Annotated in this window: 18 protein-coding genes and 1 tRNA gene; 6 read left to right on the top strand and 13 right to left on the bottom strand. The window is 69.9% G+C overall.

The annotated features are described in order from the left end of the window. Positions 1-289: 289 nt before the first annotated feature. The 8 genes from ychF to ABTV91_RS06400 form a co-directional block, all read right to left on the bottom strand. Positions 290-1381, bottom strand: coding sequence for a redox-regulated ATPase YchF (ychF, locus tag ABTV91_RS06435; protein WP_433853768.1), 1092 nt, complete (start codon positions 1379-1381; stop codon positions 290-292). A gap of 76 nt (positions 1382-1457) precedes the next feature. After that, on the bottom strand, positions 1458-2039 hold the full coding sequence (gene pth, locus ABTV91_RS06430; protein WP_433853767.1) for an aminoacyl-tRNA hydrolase: 582 nt from the start codon (positions 2037-2039) through the stop codon (positions 1458-1460). A gap of 51 nt (positions 2040-2090) precedes the next feature. Next, positions 2091-2696 (bottom strand): 50S ribosomal protein L25/general stress protein Ctc, encoded by a 606-nt coding sequence (locus ABTV91_RS06425; RefSeq protein WP_433853766.1) that lies wholly within the window; start codon positions 2694-2696, stop codon positions 2091-2093. 106 nt (positions 2697-2802) lie between these two features. Further along, the gene (locus ABTV91_RS06420) at positions 2803-3762 is read right to left on the bottom strand and encodes a ribose-phosphate diphosphokinase (RefSeq protein WP_153190512.1); all 960 of its coding nucleotides are present in this window, start codon (positions 3760-3762) and stop codon (positions 2803-2805) included. 123 nt (positions 3763-3885) lie between these two features. Beyond that, positions 3886-3962: transfer RNA gene (locus tag ABTV91_RS06415), tRNA-Gln, on the bottom strand. A gap of 11 nt (positions 3963-3973) precedes the next feature. Continuing rightward, positions 3974-4846 (bottom strand): 4-(cytidine 5'-diphospho)-2-C-methyl-D-erythritol kinase, encoded by an 873-nt coding sequence (gene ispE / locus ABTV91_RS06410; protein WP_433853765.1) that lies wholly within the window; start codon positions 4844-4846, stop codon positions 3974-3976. Beyond that, complete coding sequence (gene lolB / locus ABTV91_RS06405) at positions 4843-5493, bottom strand: lipoprotein insertase outer membrane protein LolB (protein WP_433853764.1); 651 nt, start codon at positions 5491-5493, stop codon at positions 4843-4845. The genes ispE and lolB overlap by 4 nt, the downstream gene beginning before the upstream one ends. Further along, positions 5490-7178, bottom strand: coding sequence for a tetratricopeptide repeat protein (locus ABTV91_RS06400; RefSeq protein WP_433853763.1), 1689 nt, complete (start codon positions 7176-7178; stop codon positions 5490-5492). The genes lolB and ABTV91_RS06400 overlap by 4 nt, the downstream gene beginning before the upstream one ends. 68 nt (positions 7179-7246) lie before the next feature. Between ABTV91_RS06400 and hemA the strand changes: the two genes are divergently transcribed. The 3 genes from hemA (at position 7247) to ABTV91_RS06385 (ending at position 11400) form a co-directional block, all read left to right on the top strand. After that, on the top strand, positions 7247-8530 hold the full coding sequence (hemA, locus tag ABTV91_RS06395; protein ID WP_433853762.1) for a glutamyl-tRNA reductase: 1284 nt from the start codon (positions 7247-7249) through the stop codon (positions 8528-8530). Next, the gene (gene prfA, locus ABTV91_RS06390; protein WP_433853761.1) at positions 8508-9593 is read left to right on the top strand and encodes a peptide chain release factor 1; all 1086 of its coding nucleotides are present in this window, start codon (positions 8508-8510) and stop codon (positions 9591-9593) included. Before hemA ends, prfA begins: the two co-directional genes overlap by 23 nt. Before the next feature lie 106 nt (positions 9594-9699). Beyond that, the gene (locus tag ABTV91_RS06385) at positions 9700-11400 is read left to right on the top strand and encodes a tetratricopeptide repeat protein (protein WP_433853760.1); all 1701 of its coding nucleotides are present in this window, start codon (positions 9700-9702) and stop codon (positions 11398-11400) included. Positions 11401-11473: 73 nt separating this feature from the next. On the opposite strand, the gene ABTV91_RS06380 is transcribed toward ABTV91_RS06385, so the two are convergent. Genes ABTV91_RS06380 through ABTV91_RS06370 form a run of 3 tightly spaced genes read right to left on the bottom strand, consistent with a single transcriptional unit; the run spans position 11474 to position 14229 of the window. Then, a complete protein-coding gene (locus ABTV91_RS06380) occupies positions 11474-11722 on the bottom strand; it encodes a hypothetical protein (protein ID WP_433853759.1) in 249 nt (82 codons plus the stop codon). Beyond that, positions 11719-13068 (bottom strand): TFIIB-type zinc ribbon-containing protein, encoded by a 1350-nt coding sequence (locus ABTV91_RS06375; RefSeq protein WP_433853758.1) that lies wholly within the window; start codon positions 13066-13068, stop codon positions 11719-11721. Before ABTV91_RS06375 ends, ABTV91_RS06380 begins: the two co-directional genes overlap by 4 nt. 21 nt (positions 13069-13089) lie before the next feature. Next, positions 13090-14229 carry an SPFH domain-containing protein gene (locus tag ABTV91_RS06370; RefSeq protein WP_433853757.1) on the bottom strand — a complete coding sequence of 380 codons (1140 nt, stop codon included), beginning with the start codon at positions 14227-14229 and terminating at the stop codon, positions 13090-13092. Positions 14230-14431: 202 nt separating this feature from the next. Here ABTV91_RS06370 and ppk2 point away from each other — a divergent pair, with 202 nt between their 5' ends. Further along, the gene (gene ppk2, locus ABTV91_RS06365) at positions 14432-15211 is read left to right on the top strand and encodes a polyphosphate kinase 2 (protein WP_433853756.1); all 780 of its coding nucleotides are present in this window, start codon (positions 14432-14434) and stop codon (positions 15209-15211) included. A 226-nt stretch (positions 15212-15437) separates the two neighbouring features. Here the strand turns inward: ppk2 and ABTV91_RS06360 are convergent, their stop codons facing one another. Together ABTV91_RS06360 and ABTV91_RS06355 are read right to left on the bottom strand one after the other, a co-directional pair. After that, positions 15438-16022 carry a TlpA family protein disulfide reductase gene (locus ABTV91_RS06360; RefSeq protein ID WP_433853755.1) on the bottom strand — a complete coding sequence of 195 codons (585 nt, stop codon included), beginning with the start codon at positions 16020-16022 and terminating at the stop codon, positions 15438-15440. Next, on the bottom strand, positions 16019-17293 hold the full coding sequence (locus tag ABTV91_RS06355) for a YihY family inner membrane protein (protein ID WP_433853754.1): 1275 nt from the start codon (positions 17291-17293) through the stop codon (positions 16019-16021). The genes ABTV91_RS06360 and ABTV91_RS06355 overlap by 4 nt, the downstream gene beginning before the upstream one ends. Positions 17294-17370: 77 nt before the next feature. Here ABTV91_RS06355 and wrbA point away from each other — a divergent pair, with 77 nt between their 5' ends. Together wrbA and ABTV91_RS06345 are read left to right on the top strand one after the other, a co-directional pair. Beyond that, positions 17371-17964, top strand: a complete 594-nt coding sequence (gene wrbA, locus ABTV91_RS06350) for an NAD(P)H:quinone oxidoreductase (protein ID WP_433853753.1) — start codon at positions 17371-17373, stop codon at positions 17962-17964. Further along, positions 17961-18305 (top strand): DUF2069 domain-containing protein, encoded by a 345-nt coding sequence (locus ABTV91_RS06345; RefSeq protein WP_433853752.1) that lies wholly within the window; start codon positions 17961-17963, stop codon positions 18303-18305. The genes wrbA and ABTV91_RS06345 overlap by 4 nt, the downstream gene beginning before the upstream one ends. The last annotated feature ends 138 nt before the right edge of the window (positions 18306-18443 follow it).

Raw genomic sequence — 18443 nt, 5'->3', positions numbered from 1 at the left:
GAGCGCCCGTCACCGCAACAACGACAAGGCCCGCGATGCGGGCCTTGTCGTTTGCGCAGGGCTGGCCCGATCCATCGATGCCGCCAGCGCCCCCTTGGTTCTCCACAGCGCATGTGCAGAACACCGGGAAAAGCCTGTGGAAAACTCCCGCGCGCGGCGACGCCGCAAGGACCCTGCGCAGGCTGTCGAATTTTTGGCCAGCCACAGCGTGGCGGTGGCTCCCACCGGCCAGCGGATACGCGAAGGCCCCGCATCGCGGGGCCTCGCGCTTCCAGCATTGCGCCGGGAATCAGACGTTGAAGCGGAAATGCAGCACGTCGCCTTCCTTGACGATGTAGTCCTTGCCTTCCAGGCGCAGGCGGCCGGCTTCCTTGGCGCCCTGCTCGCCCTTGAGGTTGATGAAATCGTCGTAGCCGATGGTCTCGGCGCGGATGAAGCCGCGCTCGAAATCGGTATGGATCACGCCCGCGGCCTGCGGTGCGGTGGAACCAGCGCGCAGCTGCCAGGCGCGGACTTCCTTCACGCCGGCGGTGAAGTAGGTCTGCAGGCCGAGCAGCTTGTAGCCGGCGCGGATCACCCGGTTCAGGCCGGGCTCGTCCAGGCCGAGGTCCTTGAGGAACTCGTCGCGGTCGGCGTCGTCCAGCTGCGACAGCTCTTCCTCGATCGCCGCGCACACCGGCACCACCTCGGCGCCTTCGGTTTCGGCGCGGGCGCGCACCGCATCCAGGTGCGGATTGTTCTCGAAGCCGTCCTCGGCGACGTTGGCGATGTACATCAGCGGCTTGAGCGTGATCAGGAACATGTCGCGAATCAGCGCCTTCTCCTCCGCGTCGAGCCCGGCCGAGCGTGCCGAACGGCCCTGGTCGAGCGTGGCGGCCAGCTTTTCCAGCACCGGCTTGCGCGCCAGCGCGTCCTTGTCGTTGGCCTTGGCCGCGCGGTTGGCGCGGTCCAGCGCCTTCAGCACCGACTCCAGGTCGGCCAGCGCCAGTTCGGTGTCGATGGTCTCGATGTCGGCGATCGGGTCGACCTTGTTGGAGACGTGGATGACGTTGCCGTCCTCGAAGCAGCGCACGACATGGGCGATGGCGTCGGTCTCGCGGATGTGGGCCAGGAACTTGTTGCCCAGGCCCTCGCCCTTGGACGCGCCGGCGACCAGGCCGGCGATGTCGACGAACTCCATCGTGGTCGGGATCACCCGCTCCGGCTTGACGATCGTCGCCAGCGCATCGAGCCGCGGATCCGGCACCGGCACGATGCCGGTGTTCGGCTCGATCGTGCAGAACGGGAAATTGGCCGCGGCGATGCCCGCCTTGGTCAGCGCATTGAACAGGGTCGACTTGCCGACGTTGGGCAGGCCGACGATGCCGCATTTGATACCCATGCCACAAACTCCAGGATTCGGGATTCCGGCCTGCGCTCTCCAGTGGCGTCGCCGCCCGCGAAAGCGCAGGCCGCAATCACGGTTTGCCCGTGTGCAGCCGCTTCATGGCCTCGTTGAAATCGCCATCTGCCGCCAGCGGCAGCACGTCGATGGCGTCGTCGATGGCGCGCGAGATCAGCATCTCGTCGTCCTTCGACGGACGGCCCAGCACCCACGCCACCACGCGGTCCTTGTGGCCCGGATGGCCGATGCCGATGCGCAGGCGGTGGAACCTGCCGTGCCCGAGCAGGCGGATGGTGTCGCGCAGGCCGTTCTGGCCGCCATGGCCGCCGTCGAACTTCAACCGCGCCGTACCCGGCGGCAGGTCCAGTTCGTCGTGCGCGAGCAGGGTCTGCTCCGGTTCGATCTTCCAGAACCGCTGCGCGGCGGTGACCGACTTGCCGGAAAGATTCATGAACGTGGCCGGCTTGAGCAGCCATACCGGCTGGCCGCCGATGTCGACCTTGGCCACCTCGCCGAACAGCTTGCCTTCGAGCGTCCAGCGCGCGCCCGCCCGTTCGGCCAGGGCCTCAACGAAATGAAACCCGGCATTGTGCCGGGTCCGGGCGTGTTCGGGTCCGGGATTGCCCAGACCGACGATCAATCGCAGGCCAGTCATGCGTCCACCGTTGGCCGCGTCCGCCCGGTGCGGGCGGACGCAGCCGGCCGATTACTCGGCAGCTTCTTCGGCGGCGGCGCTCGGGGCCTTGGCGATGACGACGGCATCGTCGTGGTCCTTGCCCAGCTTCAGCGCCGGGATTTCCACGCCCGCCGGCAGCTTCAGCTGCGACAGGTAGATGATGTCGCCGGCGGTCAGGGCGGCCAGGTCGACTTCGATCGACTGCGGCAGGTCCTTCGGCAGGCAGGCGATGTGCACTTCCTTCAGCTCGTGGGTGACCAGCACGTCGGCGGTCTTGCCGGCCGGGGAGATCTCCTCGTTGATGAAGTGCAGCGGCACGGTGGCGTTGAGCACTTCATTCTCGTTCACGCGCTGGAAGTCCAGGTGCATGACCAGCTGCTTGTACGGGTGACGCTGCATGTCGCGCAGCAGCACCTTGTAGATGCTGCCGTCGAGGTTCAGGTCGATGATCGAGGAGTAGAACCACTCGTTCTGCTGGGCCAGCCAGATTTCGTTGTGGTTGAACTCGACCATCGCCGGCTCGCGGTCACCGCCGTAGACGATGCCCGGAACCAGGCCGGCGTGACGCAGGCGGCGGCTCGCACCCTTGCCCTGCACGTCGCGACGGGCGACTTTGATTTCGTGGGACTTTGCCATTGTTGACTACTCTTGGTTGTTGCACCGCAGGCGGTGCGTGGTGAAGACATTCCCGCGACCAGGAATGCCGTTGTCGGTCCCGACGACATGCCGGGCCCGGGGTTCGTCAATCCACGTACATCGAGCTGACCGACTCGCCGAAGGCGATGCGGCGCATCGTCTCGGCCAGCATTTCGGCCACGCTGATCTGGCGGATCTTGGTGCAGACACGGGCCACGTCGGACAACGGGATCGTGTCGGTCACCACCAGCTCGTCGAGCTGGGAGTTGTTCAGGTTGTCCACCGCCGGGCCCGAGAGCACGGCGTGGGTGCAGTACGCGGCGACCTTCACCGCGCCGCGCGCCTTCAGCGCGGCGGCGGCGGCGCACAGGGTGCCGGCGGTGTCGACGATGTCGTCGACCATCACGCAGGTCTTGCCCTCGACGTCGCCGATGATGTTCATCACCGTGGCGACGTTGGCGCGCGGACGGCGCTTGTCGATGATCGCCAGGTCGGCGTCGTCCAGGCGCTTGGCCACCGCGCGGGCGCGCACCACGCCGCCGACGTCGGGGCTGACCACGATCAGGTTGTCGGTGCCGTAGGCGCGCCAGATGTCGGCCAGCAGCAGCGGCGAGGCGTACACGTTGTCCACGGGCATGTCGAAGAAGCCCTGGATCTGGTCGGCGTGCAGGTCGACCGTGAGGATCTGGTCGGTATGCACGGCCGAGAACATCTTGGCGGCGACCTTGGCGGTGATCGGCACGCGCGAGGAACGCATGCGGCGATCCTGGCGGGCGTAGCCGAAGTACGGCACCACCGCGGTGACGGAGGCGGCGCTCGCGCGCTTGAGCGCGTCGATGATCACCAGCAGCTCCATCAGGTTCTCCGCGCTCGGCGCGCAGGTCGGCTGCACCACGAACACGTCCTGCTTGCGCACGTTCTCCTGGATCTCGACCTGCACTTCGCCGTCGGAGAACTTGGAGACCAGCGCCTTGCCCGGCTGCACGCCCAGTTCCTTGCAGATGCTCTGCGCAAGGTGTTTGTTGGCGTTGCCGGAAAAAACCAGCAGGTTCTGTGCGTCTTGCATGTCGGCTTTCTCGGGCGGCGGCGAAAGAGCGGGAGCGGGTGTCACGCAAAGCCCGGCCAACGCCGGGCTTTCCTTGAATCCCCGCACGGGCGAAGTACGGGTTCGCGAGAAGACTCGCATGAGTGGCAGGGGCGGTAGGATTCGAACCTACGAATGCCAGGATCAAAACCTGGTGCCTTGGGCCTCTTGGCGACGCCCCTGCATCAATCCATCACTGCATCGCCTCCAGCGCCTGGAGCAGCGGCGAGCGCGCGGCGCCCGCAACCACCCAGGCCCGCAGCTGGCCCGGCAATTCCGCCAGCGCCTGCTCTGCGGCAGCGCGCGTGGCGAACTCGACGAAACAACCGCTTCCCGACCCCGTGAGGCGTGCCTGGCCGACGCGCGAAAGCGCCTGGAACACCGCTTCGACGGCGGGTTCCCGGCATCGCAGCACCGGTTCGAACGCATTCCCGAGGACGGTCCCGGAAGCGAAGTCCGCTATTTTCGCGGGCGCGGCATCCCGCGTCAAATCCGGGGAACGGAACAGGTCGGCGGTGGGCACGTGCACGCCCGGGTCCACCAGCAGGTACCAGGCCGGCGCCAGGTCCAGCGGCACCAGCCGCTCCCCCACGCCCTCGGCCCAGGCGTTGCGCCCGCGCACGAATACCGGCACGTCGGCCCCCAGGCGCAGGCCCAGCGCCGCCAGCGCGTCCTCATCCAGCGCGGTGTTCCACAGCGCATTCAGTGCGACCAGCACGGTCGCCGCGTCGGACGAGCCGCCACCGAAGCCACCGCCTGCCGGAATGCGCTTTTCGACGCGAATGTCCACGCCTTGCGTGCAATTGGCTGCGCTTTTCAGCGCGTTCGCCGCACGGACCACAAGATCGTCGGCCTCGGCCACGCCGGGAACGGACAACCCCTCGCGGCGGACTTGGCCGTCGTCGCGCAGGCGCAGGCCGATGCGGTCGCCCCAGTCCAGCAGGCGGAACACGGTCTGCAGCTCGTGGTAGCCGTCCGCGCGCCGGCCGGTGATGTGCAGGAACAGGTTCAGCTTGGCCGGCGCCGGCCAGTACGACCAGCCGGCCGCATCCACGACGGTGCTCATGGGCCGTCCATGCTCCATTCGTCGACGATCAGCCGCACCTTGGCGTCGCCGTTGACCGCCTCGATGCGGCGCGGCAGGGCCGGGCGGGCGGCATCCTGCGGATACCAGTCCAGATAGTCGATGCGCCACCCGTCCTGCTCCAGCACGCGCGGCAGCCCTTCGGCGTCGTAGCCCTGGTAGGCCGGCACGACCGCGCCCGAGGCCCGCATGCCGCGCACCCAGGCGGCCAGCTGCTCCACCGGAATCTCCCAGCCGGTGGCCTGCAGCAGCAACTGCCCGGCGTCGGCGCCGCTGCGCGGACCGCCGTCCAGCCCATCCAGCCGCACCGGTTGCCCGGCACCGCCGCTCAGCTGCCAGCTCTGCCGCGTCACCGGCGCGGCCAGGCTGACCTGGTAGGCCTCGCCCCGCTGCTGCCAGTCGATGCGGCCGCTGCCGCCGTTGCGGCCCTTGCTGATCGCGACCCGGCCCTGGAACGACCACGCCGGCACGGTATCCAGCACCGCCAGCCGCGCCGTTTCCACGGCCGGCTCGGACGTCGTATGCACCGGCACCGCCGGCGGTGCCTGCCGCGTCGCCATCGAACCACAACCGGCCAGCGCGCCCGCTGCCAGCAGCGCCGCCACGCATCGCCACGCCATGACCGTCATACGCCGAGCGCCTCGACCGCACGCTGCAGCGCGCGGTTGTCCGGGTCCAGCCTGCGGGCCTCGTCGAAGAAGCGCCGCGCCTCGTCCTTCTGCCCAAGCGCCCACAACACCTCGCCGACATGCGCGGCGATTTCCGGGTCCTTGTTCAGGCTCCAGGCGCGGCGCAGTTGCACCAACGCCTCCTCTTTCCGTCCCAGCCGGTACAGCACCCAGCCATAGCTGTCGACGATGGCGGCGTTGTCCGGTTCGGCCACGCGCGCGCGGTCTATCAGTTCCAGCGCCTCCTGGAAGCGTGCGGTGCGGTCGGCCAGGGTGTAACCCAGCGCGTTGAGCGCGGCCACGTTCTCCGGCTCGGCGACCAGGATCTTGCGCAGGTCGGCTTCGGCGCGCGCGATGTCGTCGCGCCGCTCCCAGGCCAGGGCGCGCGCGTAGAGCAGCGCGCCATCGTCCGGGTAGGCGGCCAGGCCGCGGGTCAGGATGTCGACCTCGGCATCGTTGTGTTCCTCGCGCTGCTGCAGCTCGGCCTCGAGCAGGTAGGCGTCGCGACGCACGTCGTCGTCCACCGCGGCGTCGGCCTGGATGGCGTGGACCTCATCGGCCGCCTGCGCCTTCTCGCCCAGTTCGTGCAGGGCATTGACCGCGCGCAGCCGCGCCTCGCTGCGCTGCGGGCCGCCGGGCACGCCGTGGTACCAGTCCACCGCCTCGCGGTAGCGCTTGAGGTATTCGGCGATGCGGCCCAGCAGCAGGCGCTGGTCCGGATCGGGCTTGCTGGCCTTGGCCGAGATGTCCCGGTAGAGCGTCAGCAGCCCCGCGTCGTCCTTCTGCTTGGCCAGCAGCGAGGCGCGCATGCCCCAGGTCTGCACGTTCTGCTCGCCCACGGCGAGCATGCGTTCGGCGGCCTGCGGCTCGCCGAAGGCGTCGTAGGCAAAGGCCAGCGCGTTGCGCAGCTCCTCGTCGCCCGTTGCCTTGGGCTCGATGCCCTTCAGCAGGGCCAGCGCTTCGTCCTTCCTGCCGGCCTGGTTGAGCTGGGTGGCGTGCAGCAGGGCCACGCGCGGCTCGTCGGGGAAGCGCCTGACCACCTCGCCGACCATGCGCTTCGCCAATTCCGGGCGCTCCATGCGCAGCGCCAGCCGGCCGAATTCCTGCCAGGCCTCCAGATCGTCGGGGATCGCACCGGCATCGACCAGTTCGCCCAGCACCTTGGCCGGCGCGGCCGGGTCGCGGCCACCGGTGGCCAGCGCCAGCACTGCATAACGCCAGGCCCGCGGCTCGCGCGAGCGCAGCACCGCCAGCAGTTCCTTGCGGGCCAGCCGGGTATCGCCCTGGCGCAACGCCAGGGAGGCGCGGGTGCCGCGCACCGCCAGCGCGCCGGGATCGCGCTGCGCCCACAGCGCCAGCGCCTCGGCCGCGCTGGCCTCGTCGTCGGCCAGCATGGCGATGCGGGTGGCGCGCTCGGCCAGCCCCACGTCGCCGGCGCCCTCGCGCGCGGCCTGCAGGTACCAGCGCGCGGCGTCGGCCAGCTTGCCCGCCTGCAGGGAGAACTCCCCCGCCAGCACCGGCGTCAGCGAGGCGGTTGCCGCCCGCTCGGCCGGTTGCGGCGCAGCCGCCAGCAGCGGCGCCGACGCCAGGAAAAGCAGCAGGACGCTGTATGTACGGTTGAGCCGGATTGGTCTGGAAATGGGCATCTGCGGCAATCGGGCCGTAAAATGGCGGCCATCAACAGCCAGCAGCTTATCGCAAGCAACTGAACAGAATGACCCTGTGGGTGCTCGGACTGAACCATCAGACCGCGCCGGTGGAACTGCGCGAACGCGCGGCCTTCGGCGGCGACGCGCTGCCGCGCGCGCTGGCCTCGCTGCGCCAGTCGCCGCAGCTGGCCGAAGCCGTGCTGCTGTCCACTTGCAACCGCACCGAGTTGTACGCCGTGGCCGAGGACGGCCAGTCCCTGGCGCAGTGGCTGGAAAACCATGCCGGCGACCTGCAGGGCTACCTGTATCAGCACCGCGACGACGATGCGGTGCGCCACCTGTTCCGCGTCGCCACCGGGCTGGATTCGATGGTGCTGGGCGAACCGCAGATCCTGGGCCAGGTGAAGGACGCCTGGGCGCTGGCGCACGACAGCGGCGCCATCGGCAACCACCTGGACCGGCTGTTCCAGCAGACCTTCTCGGTGGCCAAGCGCGCCCGCACCGATACCCGCGTCGGCGCCAACCCGGTATCGGTGGCCTCGACCGCGGTGCGCCTGGCGCAGGATTCGTTCGCGCGGCTGGACGACTCCACCGTGCTGCTGGTCGGCGCCGGCGAAACCATCGAGCTGGCCGCCAGGCACCTGGGCGAGGCGCGGGTGAAGCGCCTGCTGATCGCCAACCGCACCCTCGCCCACGCCCAGGACCTGGCCAGCCGCCACGGCGGCGTGGCGCTGCCGCTGACCGAACTGGAGCGCCACCTGGCCGAGGCCGACGTGGTGTTCTCGGCCACCGCCGCGCGCGAGCCGGTGATCCTGCAGCGCCAGGTCGCCGCCGCGCTGCGCGCGCGCCGGCACAAGCCGATGCTGCTGTTCGACCTGGCGGTGCCGCGCGACATCGAGGCCGGCGTGGGCGAGCTGGCCGACGCCTATCTCTACACGGTCGACGACATGGAGCGCGCCGTGGAGGAAAACCGCCGCAGCCGCCGCGAGGCCGCGACCGAGGCCGAGGCCATCATCGACCTGCAGGTCTCCCGCTACATGGAGAACCTGCGCGCCACCCACCTGCAGGCGCCGCTCAAGCAGCTGCGCGCGTTCGGCGAGGCGACCCGCGCCGAACTGCTGGACAAGGCCCGCCAGCAGCTGGCCAACGGCAGGTCCGCCGACGAGGTGCTCGAGCAGCTCGCCCACGGCCTGACCAACCGCCTGCTGCACCCCCCCACCGCCGCGCTGCGGCAGGCCGCGCTGGAAGGCGACGCCGACCTGACCCGCGCCGCCGAGCGCCTGTTCCCGGCCACCCCGGGATACCGCCACCCCGTTGCGAGGACCGATGACGCCGACCCTGCGCCGTAAGCTGCTGGCCCTGGCCGAGCGCCGCGAAGAACTGGAACGCCTGCTTGCCGACCCGGACGTGGTCGCCGACAACGCGCGCTTCCGCGACCATTCGCGCGAATTCGCCCAGCTCGAGCCGGTGGCCGCCGCGCTGGCCGCCGAAACCCGCGCCCGCGACGATCTGGCTTCCGCCGAAGCGATGCGCGCCGACCCCGAGCTGCGCGAGCTGGCCGAGGAGGAAATCGCCGCGGCGCAGGCGCGCCTGCAGGCGCTGGACGAGGAACTGGCCCTGCTGCTGGTGCCGAAGGACCCGCGCGACGAAGGCAACCTGTTCCTGGAAGTGCGCGCCGGCACCGGCGGCGACGAGGCGGCGATCTTCGCCGGCGACCTGTTCCGCATGTACGCCCGCTATGCCGAGCGCCAAGGCTGGAAGGTCGAGATCGAATCGGACAACCCCGGCGAGCACGGCGGCTACAAGGAAGTCGTGGCGCGGGTGGTCGGCCGCGGCGCGTACTCGAAGCTGAAGTTCGAGTCCGGCACCCACCGCGTGCAGCGCGTGCCGGCCACCGAATCGCAGGGCCGCATCCACACCTCGGCCGCCACCGTGGCGATCATCCCCGAGGCCGACGACGTGGAAGACATCGTCATCAACCCGGCCGACCTGAAGGTGGACACCTTCCGCTCCTCCGGCGCCGGCGGCCAGCACGTCAACAAGACCGAATCGGCCATCCGCATCACCCACGTGCCGACCGGCGTGGTGGTCGAATGCCAGACCGAGCGCAGCCAGCACGCCAACCGCGACAAGGCGATGAAGCGGCTGAAGGCGCAGCTGCTCGATGCCGAGCGCAGCAGGCAGGCCGCGGCGCAGGCCGAATCGCGGCGCCTGCAGGTCGGCAGCGGCGACCGCAGCCAGCGCATCCGCACCTACAACTTCCCGCAGGGCCGCATCACCGACCACCGCGTCGAGGGGCTGACCCTGTACGACCTGCCCAACATCATCGAAGGCGACCTGGACGCCCTGGTCGGCCGCCTGCAGCACGAGCACCAGGTGGACGAACTGGCGCGGCTGTCCGAAGGCAGCTGAGCCGCGCCCGTCGCCCCGCGCGCAGCCGTCATTCCAAGAACGCGCCGGCGTGGCGCCGGAATGACGGCAGAATCGGGCATATCGCAGCAGAGGGTCCGGCCACCGCATGAACGCCCCGTACGACGAACGCCAGCAGCTGCGCATCGCGGTGCAGCGCCAGCCCGCCGACTTCATCGCCTGGGTGATGCTGGCCGACGCCGAGCTGGGCGCCGGCGACCTGACCGCCGGCGAACATGCCGCGCAGCGCGCGCTGCAGCTGCGCCACGACCATCCCGAAGCGCTGGCGCGGCTCGGACGCGCGCGCTGGATGCAGGGCAGCCACGAGGAAGCGGCCAACCTGCTGCGCCACGCCTCGCGGCAGGTGCCGCAGCACCCCGGCATCGCGCTGTGGCTGGGCCACGCGCTGGAAGACGCGGGCCAGCCGGAAGCGGCGGCCGACGCCTATCGCCGCGCGCATGCGCTGATGCCGGAGGAAGCCTACATGGCCGCGCAGCGGCTGAACTGGCAGCGGCGGCTGTGCGACTGGCGCGGGCTGGAGGCGTTGTCGCGGCAGGTCCGCCACGCGGTGGCGCAGGGCAATCCGGCGGTGGAGCCGTTCGCCTTCCTCAGCGAGGACGCCAGCGCCGCCGAACAGCTGGCCTGCGCCCGCCAGCGCGCGCAGGCGGTCGCCGCTTCGACGCCGCGGCTGCCGCCGGCGCCGCCGCGCGCGCACGGCCCGCTGCGCGTGGGTTTCCTTTCCAACGGCTTCGGCGCGCACCCCACCGGGCTGCTGACGGTGGCGCTGTTCGAACAGCTGCGTGCACATGACGGATTGCAGGTGCACCTGTTCGCGCTCAACCGCGACGACGGCAGCCGCATCCGCCAGCGCCTGCACGCCGCGGCGCATGCGCTGCACGAGGTCGCCGACATGCCGCACGCGGTCATCGCCCGTCGCATCCGCGAGGCCGGCATCGACGTGCTGTTCGACCTGCGCGGCTGGGGCGGCGGCGGCACGCCGGAAGTGCTGGCGATGCGACCAGCGCCGCTGCAGATCAACTGGCTGGCCTACCCCGGCACCTCGGGCGCGCCGTGGATCGACCATGTGCTGGCCGACGGCTTCGTGCTGCCGCCGGCGCTGGAACCGGCGTTCAGCGAAAAGGTGCTGCGCCTGCCGCGCGCGTTCCAGCCCTCGGACAACACCCGCGTGGTCGAGGAGCCGCCATCACGCCGCGAGTGCGGCCTGCCCGAACGGGGCGAGGACGGCAGCGGTGTGGTGTTCTGCTGCTTCAACAACAGCTACAAGCTCAACCCGCGCAGCGTCGCGCGCCTGCTGGAAGTGCTGCGCGGCGTACCCGGCAGCGTGCTGTGGCTGCTGTCCGGACCGGGCCTGGCCGACGACCGCCTGCGCGGGGTCGCGCATTCGCAGGGCATCGATCCGGCGCGGCTGGTGTTCATGCCCAAGCTGCCGCACCCGCAGTACCTGGCGCGCTACCGCCACGCCGACCTGTTCCTCGATACCCATCCCTACAACGCGCACACCACCGCTTCCGACGCGCTGTGGGCCGGTTGCCCGGTGTTGACCGCGCCGGGCGCCACCTTCGCCGCGCGCGTGGCCGGCAGCCTCAACCATCACCTGGGGCTGGACGAGATGAACGTGGCCGACGACGCGGCCTTCATCGCCGCCGCGGTCCGGCTCGGCAACGACCCGGCGGCGCTGGCCGGGCTGCGCCAGCGCCTGGCCGACGCCCGCCGCGATGCCAGCCTGTTCGACATGGCCGGCTTCGCCCGTGATTTCGCCGACCTGCTGAAGGACCTGCAACGCCCATAGGTGCGGGGCTTGCCCCGCACGAGGCTTTCGCGGCAATGCGCGTGCGGGCAGGCCCCGCACCTACGGGTTACAGCTACCGCAGCCGCTTCACCCGCTGCCGGTAGTCGCCCACGTTGTCGCCGTCGATGCGGCGCTGCTGCGTGCCCTTCACCTCACCGACCTTCCGCTCCGAGCCGGTCACCGGCTTGGCGTCCACGTCGGTCTCGTGCTCGAAAGCATGCGATTTGTCCGTATTGCGGTAGTACCGGTACAAGGCCCAGTACAGCGCGGTCGCGCCGGCCGGGCCTGCGGCCAGCAACCAGAGTCCACTGTCGTCGCTCATGAGGCAGCTACCAGGAATGCGATTGCGAGGGCTTCGATGATCGTGCCGGCGGTCAGCGCGGCCAGCAGCAGCTTCCACTGCTGCACCGGCACGCTGCCCATGGTCTCGCCGGTGCGGCCGTTGACCGCGATGTAGTGCAGCATGCCGCCGTTGCTGCCGGGCTGGTGGTAGGAATACAGCCACACCGGCAGGTACATCGACACCCAGCGGGTGCCGTGTACTTCCAGCTGCTCCTGCTCCCAGCGCACGCCGCGGTCGTAGCGGCGCACCGAGGGCGCCACCTGCGCGCGCGCGATCGACAGCAACTGGTCCTCCAGGCGCGGGCGCAGCTTCTCCACGTCGAGGTCGCGCTTCTCCGAGGTGAAACCGGCCAGGTAGGAGGCGTTCCACTTCAGCGCGTTCTTGGTGTCGAACGGCAGGATGGTGTTGATGATGTTGTTGGTATTGGCCCGCGTGTCCAGGTTGCCGCGCCCGGCGGACGATTCCAGCGGCAGATCGTCGACGGTGAAATCCACCTGCCGTTCCACCTGGTACACGTCGGCGTCGTAGTAGGTCTGCTTGTTCTTGTCGGTGCCGCGGGTGTATTCGCGCGTCTTGATCTCGCCCTTGCCGGCCACCGCCGCGCTGACGTTGCCGTCGACGATCATGTACGGCAGGTAGACGCCGACCACGTTCTCGGGCGTGAACTGCTCCTTGAACGCCTTGAGCGCGAACAGGCGGCGCTTGTCCACGAACTGGCGGATGCGCGCGACCGCGTCGTCCTTCTTGATGTGGAACGGCAGCACCGCGTCGGGCACCGCGCCGTTGGCGACCTGCTCGTTGACGCCGAACACGTGGCGGCACCAGTGACAGCGCGCGGTCATGGTGCTTTCGGTATTGACCGTGACCTCGGCGCCGCAGCCGCCGCACTTGAAGCTCATCAGGCTGGAGGTACCGGCGTCGATGTCGCGCGCGCCGGAGGCGACGACCGTGCCGCGCAGCTGGTCGATGGCCTCGCCCAGCCCGAACTCCTCCTCCACGCGCGCGCCGTGCCACTCGTGCCGGCAGTACAGGCAGACCAGCACGTCGGTGCCGGCCCGGGGCCGGATGTCGGTGGCGCCACACTTGGGGCAGCGGTTGAGGCCGTCCTTCAGTTCGGTGGCGGAAGTGTCGATGGCCAGCGGATCGGGCGCCTCGACCTCGTCGCGGATGGCCTGCGGCAGGCGCGAGGTGTCCAGCGGGAAACTGCCGGGTGGAGGCGGGACGTCGCGCGGCGAACCGGGCCCGTCCAGCGTCGCCGCCGGCAGGGGCGGCGGCGCGGCGGCGGACCCGGGCAGCGGCGGTGGGCCGTTACGGGTATCGGACATGGGCGTCGTGCGTCCGGCCGGTTACAGGCCCAGCGCCTTGGCTTTCAGCGCGTCGTAGTCGCCCTGGGTGATCAGGCCCAGGTCCAGCATTTCCTTGGCCTTCTTCAGCTTGGCCACCGGATCGTCGGCCGCCGGCGCAACCGGCTGCTGCATGCCGCCGACGCCGAACATGCCCGAGGCCATGCCGACGCCGACCAGCCCCGCCGCACCGCCGTTCTCGCCGGCCGACTGGATGCCCTGGGCGACGCTGGCCTGCAGGTTGGAGTTGCCGCGCGCCCCGGACAGCGCATCGGCGCGCTGCACGGTCTTGAGCAGCTCACGGGTGTTGGCGTCGTACTCGATGGAGACGATGGCGGTCTTGACGATGGCCAGGCCGCGGTCGGACTGCCACTGGTAGGCCTGCTCGACCGCCGCCGACAGGCTCTGCGCGAAGCCGATGGAATCCTGCTGCAGCTTGGTGATGCGGTTGCCCTTGCCGGGGTCGTTCGTGTACAGGCTGAAGGCCGGTGCCAGCGAACCCACCACTTCGTTGAACAGCTGGCTGGCGGCGGCGTTGTCCAGGTCGGTGAAATCGAACACCTGGCCCGGGCGCAGGTAGCTGGCCGGCACGAAGTTCTTCACGAACAGGATGGGGTCGACGATCTTCAGCGTGTACGAGCCACGCGTGACCGCACCCACCTGGGTGTTGAGGAAGCCGTCGTCCCAGTAGATCTCGGACTGGGTGCCGAAACGGTTGTCCGGCAGCTCCTTCAGCGAAACGAAGAACGCCGCCTGCTGCGCACCCGGCTGGCCGCCGAACTTGAAGCGCTCCCAGCTCTGCTTGATGAAGGTGCTGACCAGGCCGTCGCCGGCGAAGATCGACTGCGAGTTCGGATCGTCCGAGCGCCACTCGTAGCCGCCCGGCTCGGCGACGAAACCGGTGATGGCGCCGTCCTGGAACAGCAGCAGGCCGTAGCCTTCGGGCACGACGATCTTCGAGCCGTTGGTGATGATGTTGGACGAGCCGCCGGTGTTGGAGCCGCGCCCGGCGTTGGTGCCGCGCGGTACCGCCGCGAACAGCGCCGCCGTTGCCGGCAGGCCGTCCGGCACCGTGAAGAAGTCCTTCCACTGGTCGGCCAGCACGCCGCCGATCGCACCCTTTGCTGCCTGGACAAGCCCCATCGCACTGCTCCTGATCCATTGCCGGGCACCACGCCCGGCGCATGCGCAAAACTACATGAAAACCGAGGAACGAGTGAACAGGAACCAGGAACCAGGAACGAGAGGGAGCAGAAGCAAGGGCGCGCGCTTTTGATTCCGCCTTTACCCGTTCCTGTTCACTCGTTTCTCGCCTTAAGCTCGCCCTTCCAGACAGGGAGCCACCATGGGCAAGCTCAAGCGCAAGGAATACGAACGGCTGCTGGAACCGATGCAGCTGGAACTGGCGGCGATGGCGCGCTGGGTCCAGCACTCGGGCCAGCGCCTGCTGGTGCTGTTCGAGGGCCGCGACACCGCCGGCAAGGGCGGCGCGATCCAGGACGTCGCCCGGCACCTGAACCCCCGCCAGTGCCGCGTCGTCGCCCTGCCGCGCCCGACCGACCGCGAGAGCACGCAGTGGTACTTCCAGCGCCACGTCGCCCACCTACCCGCCGCCGGCGAGATCGTGCTGATGGACCGCAGCTGGTACAACCGCGCCGGCGTGGAGAAGGTGATGGGCTACTGCACCGACGCCCAGTACCAGGCCTTCCTCGAGCAGGCGCCGGTCTTCGAGCGGCTGCTGGTGGACGACGGCATCCTGCTGTTCAAGTACTGGCTGTGCGTGGACCAGGAGCAGCAGGAAAAGCGCTTCGCCGAGCGCCGCGAGGACCCGCTCAAGGGCTGGAAACTGTCGCCGGTGGACCTTAGGTCACGCCTGGAATACGGCGCCTACACCCAGGCGCGCGAAGCCATGCTGGAGGCCACCCACACCCGGCACGCGCCGTGGACGCTGGTGGATTTCAACGACCAGAAACTCGGCCGCCTCACCCTGATCCGCGACCTGCTCGACCGCCTGCCGGAAACGCGCTTGGACGAAGCGCCGATCGAGCTGCCGCCGCTGCCAGGCAGGCCGAAGAAGGAGAAGTACGGCGTGGTGAAGCCGCTGCCACCCTATCCGCTGGCGTAGATGCGGGGCTTGCCCCGCATTGGGAAGTTCGTCGGGAAAGCCAGTGCCGGGCGAGCCCGGCACCTACAGGGCCACCGCGCCCGCCTTCCGTAGATGCGGAGCTCACCCCGCATGGGCGTCGCCGGGAAAGCCTGTGCCGGGCAAGCCCGGCACCTACGCGGCCACCGCTGCCCGCGCATGGCGCTTGCCGTGCAAGCACCGTCCCGCGCTGCGACGCGACGACGCTTCAGGTCGCCTTGCCGCCCGCCTCGGCGATGGCCTGCTCGATCTTGTGTGCGTCCACCGGGCCGAGGAACTGTTTGGCGACCTTGCCGTCGGGAGCGATCAGGTAGGTCATCGGCAGGCCGCGCGGCGTAGCGAAGTCCTCCGGCGGGTTGTAGGGGTCGAGGATGACGATCGGATAGGCCACCGGGTGCTTGTCCAGGAAGGCGCGCATCTCCTCCGGCTCGATGTCCTCGTAGGCCAGCCCGACCACTTCGACGTTGCCGCGCATCGCATGCAGCGCCGACAGTTCGGGCATCTCCTGCAGGCACGGCCCGCACCAGGTCGCCCAGAAATTGACCACCACCCATTGCCCGCGGTGGCTGGCCAGGTCGTAGTCCTTGCCGTCCACGGCCTTGGCCTGGAAACGCGGCATCTCCGCGGTCTTCGCCACCACGCCGCTGGTGGCGGCATCGGGTGTGCCGGCCGGGGCTTCGGCCGGCGCGGAGGGCGGCGGTGCGGAGGGCGCAGCGGGCGCCTCGGCGTCGGGCTGCCTGCAGCCGGCCATCGCCAGCGCCAGCAGCGCGACGGGAAGCAATCGGATGGTCATCGTTCGTCTCCGGTAATGGCATAGATGTCGTCCACGCGGCGCTTGAGCAGCTCACGCAGCGGCACGCGCAGTTCGTCCAGCGCGCGGCAGGCCGCCTGGCCCAGCGCGTCCTCGCGGAACGGCAGGTATTCCTCGGCGACCGGGATGCGCAGCTGCGAGCTTTCGTACAGGTCGCGCAGGGTGATGCGTTCCAGGTCGCGGGCCAGCAGCCACTGCCCGCGCTCGTCGCGGCGCAGCAGGTTGATGGTCTCCATCTGGCACAGCAGTTCCTGCAGCAGCGAATCGGTGAGCATCGGCTCCAGCGCCAGCAGCTCCTCCTCGCCCAGTCCGCGGCCGTGTTCGCGCGCCTCGCGGAAGCGCCCGATCAGGCGCAGCAGGCCGTACAGTTCGCAGCCCTGCGGCAGGCGCAGCGCGGCTGGCTGGTAGCGGAACGCGGCGATCGACGAGGCCAGCGAGGCGCCCAGCAGCACCGACACCCAGCCCAGGTAGATCCACAGCAGCAGGATCGGCACGAACGCCACCGTGCCGTAGAGCTTCTGGTAGGACTGGAAGCTGCCCAGGTACAGGCCCATGCCCCACTTCACCAGTTCCAGCATCACCACTGCCAGCAGCGCGCCGGGGATGGCGTGGCGCCATTTCACGACGTGGTGCGGCACCACCCGGTAGACCAGCATCACGCAGGCGAACTCGATCAGCACCGGCGCCAGGCGCAGCGCCAGGTCGGCCAGCCAGCGGCCCTCCACCGTGCCGAACAACGGCAGCGCGAACACCTTGGCCGACACCGCCAGCGACGCGGCGGCGAGCATCGCGCCCAGGGTCAGCACGGTCCAGTACACCAGGAAGCGGGTCAGCCGCGGCCGCGCCGAGGCCACCCGCCAGATCCGGTTGAAGATCTGCTCGATGCTGTTGAGGGTGATCAGCAGCGAGACCACCAGCGCGATGAAGCCGGCCGCGGTGAGCTGGCCGACGCTGGCCGAAAATTGCCGCAGGTAACCTTCCGCCGCGCGCGCGGCCGAGGGCACGAAGTTGGAGAACACGTAGTCGCTGAGCGCCTCGCTCCAGCGGTCGAACATGGGGAATGCCGACAGCACGCCGAACACCACGATGGCCAGCGGCACCAGCGCGAACACGGTGGTATAGGCCAGCGCGCCGGCCGCCTCGAACAGGCGGTCGTCGAGGAATCGGTGCCACAGGAAACGGGCGAAGCTGGCCCGGCGCCCGCTGTCACGGACCCGTTCCATCCATAGATTGAGCGAATCCAAGGGTTCCATGCGGCAAGGGTACCCGATGCAAAGCGCGGCCCGCATCGCCGATACTGCCGCCTCCCGTGTGATGTGTGGATGGTGCGATGGCGGAAATCCTGGTGCTGTACTACAGCCGTGGCGGCTCGGTGGCGCGGCTGGCGCGGCAGATCGCCCGCGGCATCGGCGAAGTGCCCGGCATGAGCGCGCGCCTGCGCACGGTGCCGCCGGTGGCCGCGGTCACCCAGACCAGCGCCCCGCCGGTGCCGGAGGACGGCGCGCCCTATGTCGAGATCGCCGACCTGGCCGAATGCGACGGCATCGTGCTCGGCAGCCCTACCCGCTTCGGCAACATGGCCGCGCCGGTCAAGCATTTCCTCGACGGCCTCGGCGCCGAATGGGTCAACGGCACCCTGTCGGGCAAGCCGGCGGCCGTATTCACCTCCACCGCGTCGATGCACGGCGGCCAGGAATCGACCCTGCTGTCGATGCAGCTGCCGCTGCTGCACCACGGCTGCCTGATCGTCGGCATCCCCTTCACCGAGCCGGCGCTGAGCCACACCACCGGCGGCGGCACGCCCTACGGCGCCAGCCACGTGGCCGGCGCGCAGGACGACCCGCAGCCGACGGACGACGAGGCGCACCTGGCGCGCGTGCTGGGCCGGCGCGTGGCCGACATCGCACGGAGGCTGGCGCGATGAACGCAGCGACGAACCGACGCCCGACCCTGCTGCTGGCGCTGATCGCGCTGGCCGCGCTCTACACCTGGTGGTTCCTGGACGACAAGCACTGGCTGGCCACGCAGCTGGTGTTCACCGGGCCGCCGCTGCTGCTGGCCATCGCCCTGCGCCTGGGCTGGCGGCTGGCGCCGTTCTGGTCGGGCGTATTTGCGCTGGGCTGGTTCAGCCACGGCGTGATGAGCGCCTGGAGCCATCCGGAAACGGCGCGGCTGGCCTGGGTGGAAATCCTGCTGTCGCTGCTGGTGATCGCCCTGGCCAGCCTGCCGGGCCTGCGCGCGCGCTTCGGCAGGCGCGGGAGGTAGATCGCGGCTAGGCCTCCGGTGCCTTGACGCCGCGAGCAGGAATCATCGGGCGCGTATCCCCAACCTGCAGTGCCCGCGTAGGAGCGGCTTCAGCCGCGAAGGGGCCTGCGCCCCAGACTTTTCCGCAGGCGCGCGGTG

This window comes from Stenotrophomonas nitritireducens (assembly GCF_050984405.1).
Taxonomy (GTDB): Bacteria; Pseudomonadota; Gammaproteobacteria; order Xanthomonadales; family Xanthomonadaceae; genus Stenotrophomonas; species Stenotrophomonas nitritireducens_B.
This window is presented reverse-complemented; position numbering and strand designations above follow the sequence as displayed.

Coding starts and splice junctions, on each gene's coding strand:
- ychF (WP_433853768.1), bottom strand. CDS start 1,381: ATGGGTATCAAATGCGGCATCGTCGGCCTGCCCAACGTCGGCAAGTCG.
- pth (WP_433853767.1), bottom strand. CDS start 2,039: ATGACTGGCCTGCGATTGATCGTCGGTCTGGGCAATCCCGGACCCGAA.
- ABTV91_RS06425 (WP_433853766.1), bottom strand. CDS start 2,696: ATGGCAAAGTCCCACGAAATCAAAGTCGCCCGTCGCGACGTGCAGGGC.
- ABTV91_RS06420 (WP_153190512.1), bottom strand. CDS start 3,762: ATGCAAGACGCACAGAACCTGCTGGTTTTTTCCGGCAACGCCAACAAA.
- ispE (WP_433853765.1), bottom strand. CDS start 4,846: ATGAGCACCGTCGTGGATGCGGCCGGCTGGTCGTACTGGCCGGCGCCG.
- lolB (WP_433853764.1), bottom strand. CDS start 5,493: ATGACGGTCATGGCGTGGCGATGCGTGGCGGCGCTGCTGGCAGCGGGC.
- ABTV91_RS06400 (WP_433853763.1), bottom strand. CDS start 7,178: ATGCCCATTTCCAGACCAATCCGGCTCAACCGTACATACAGCGTCCTG.
- hemA (WP_433853762.1), top strand. CDS start 7,247: ATGACCCTGTGGGTGCTCGGACTGAACCATCAGACCGCGCCGGTGGAA.
- prfA (WP_433853761.1), top strand. CDS start 8,508: ATGACGCCGACCCTGCGCCGTAAGCTGCTGGCCCTGGCCGAGCGCCGC.
- ABTV91_RS06385 (WP_433853760.1), top strand. CDS start 9,700: ATGAACGCCCCGTACGACGAACGCCAGCAGCTGCGCATCGCGGTGCAG.
- ABTV91_RS06380 (WP_433853759.1), bottom strand. CDS start 11,722: ATGAGCGACGACAGTGGACTCTGGTTGCTGGCCGCAGGCCCGGCCGGC.
- ABTV91_RS06375 (WP_433853758.1), bottom strand. CDS start 13,068: ATGTCCGATACCCGTAACGGCCCACCGCCGCTGCCCGGGTCCGCCGCC.
- ABTV91_RS06370 (WP_433853757.1), bottom strand. CDS start 14,229: ATGGGGCTTGTCCAGGCAGCAAAGGGTGCGATCGGCGGCGTGCTGGCC.
- ppk2 (WP_433853756.1), top strand. CDS start 14,432: ATGGGCAAGCTCAAGCGCAAGGAATACGAACGGCTGCTGGAACCGATG.
- ABTV91_RS06360 (WP_433853755.1), bottom strand. CDS start 16,022: ATGACCATCCGATTGCTTCCCGTCGCGCTGCTGGCGCTGGCGATGGCC.
- ABTV91_RS06355 (WP_433853754.1), bottom strand. CDS start 17,293: ATGGAACCCTTGGATTCGCTCAATCTATGGATGGAACGGGTCCGTGAC.
- wrbA (WP_433853753.1), top strand. CDS start 17,371: ATGGCGGAAATCCTGGTGCTGTACTACAGCCGTGGCGGCTCGGTGGCG.
- ABTV91_RS06345 (WP_433853752.1), top strand. CDS start 17,961: ATGAACGCAGCGACGAACCGACGCCCGACCCTGCTGCTGGCGCTGATC.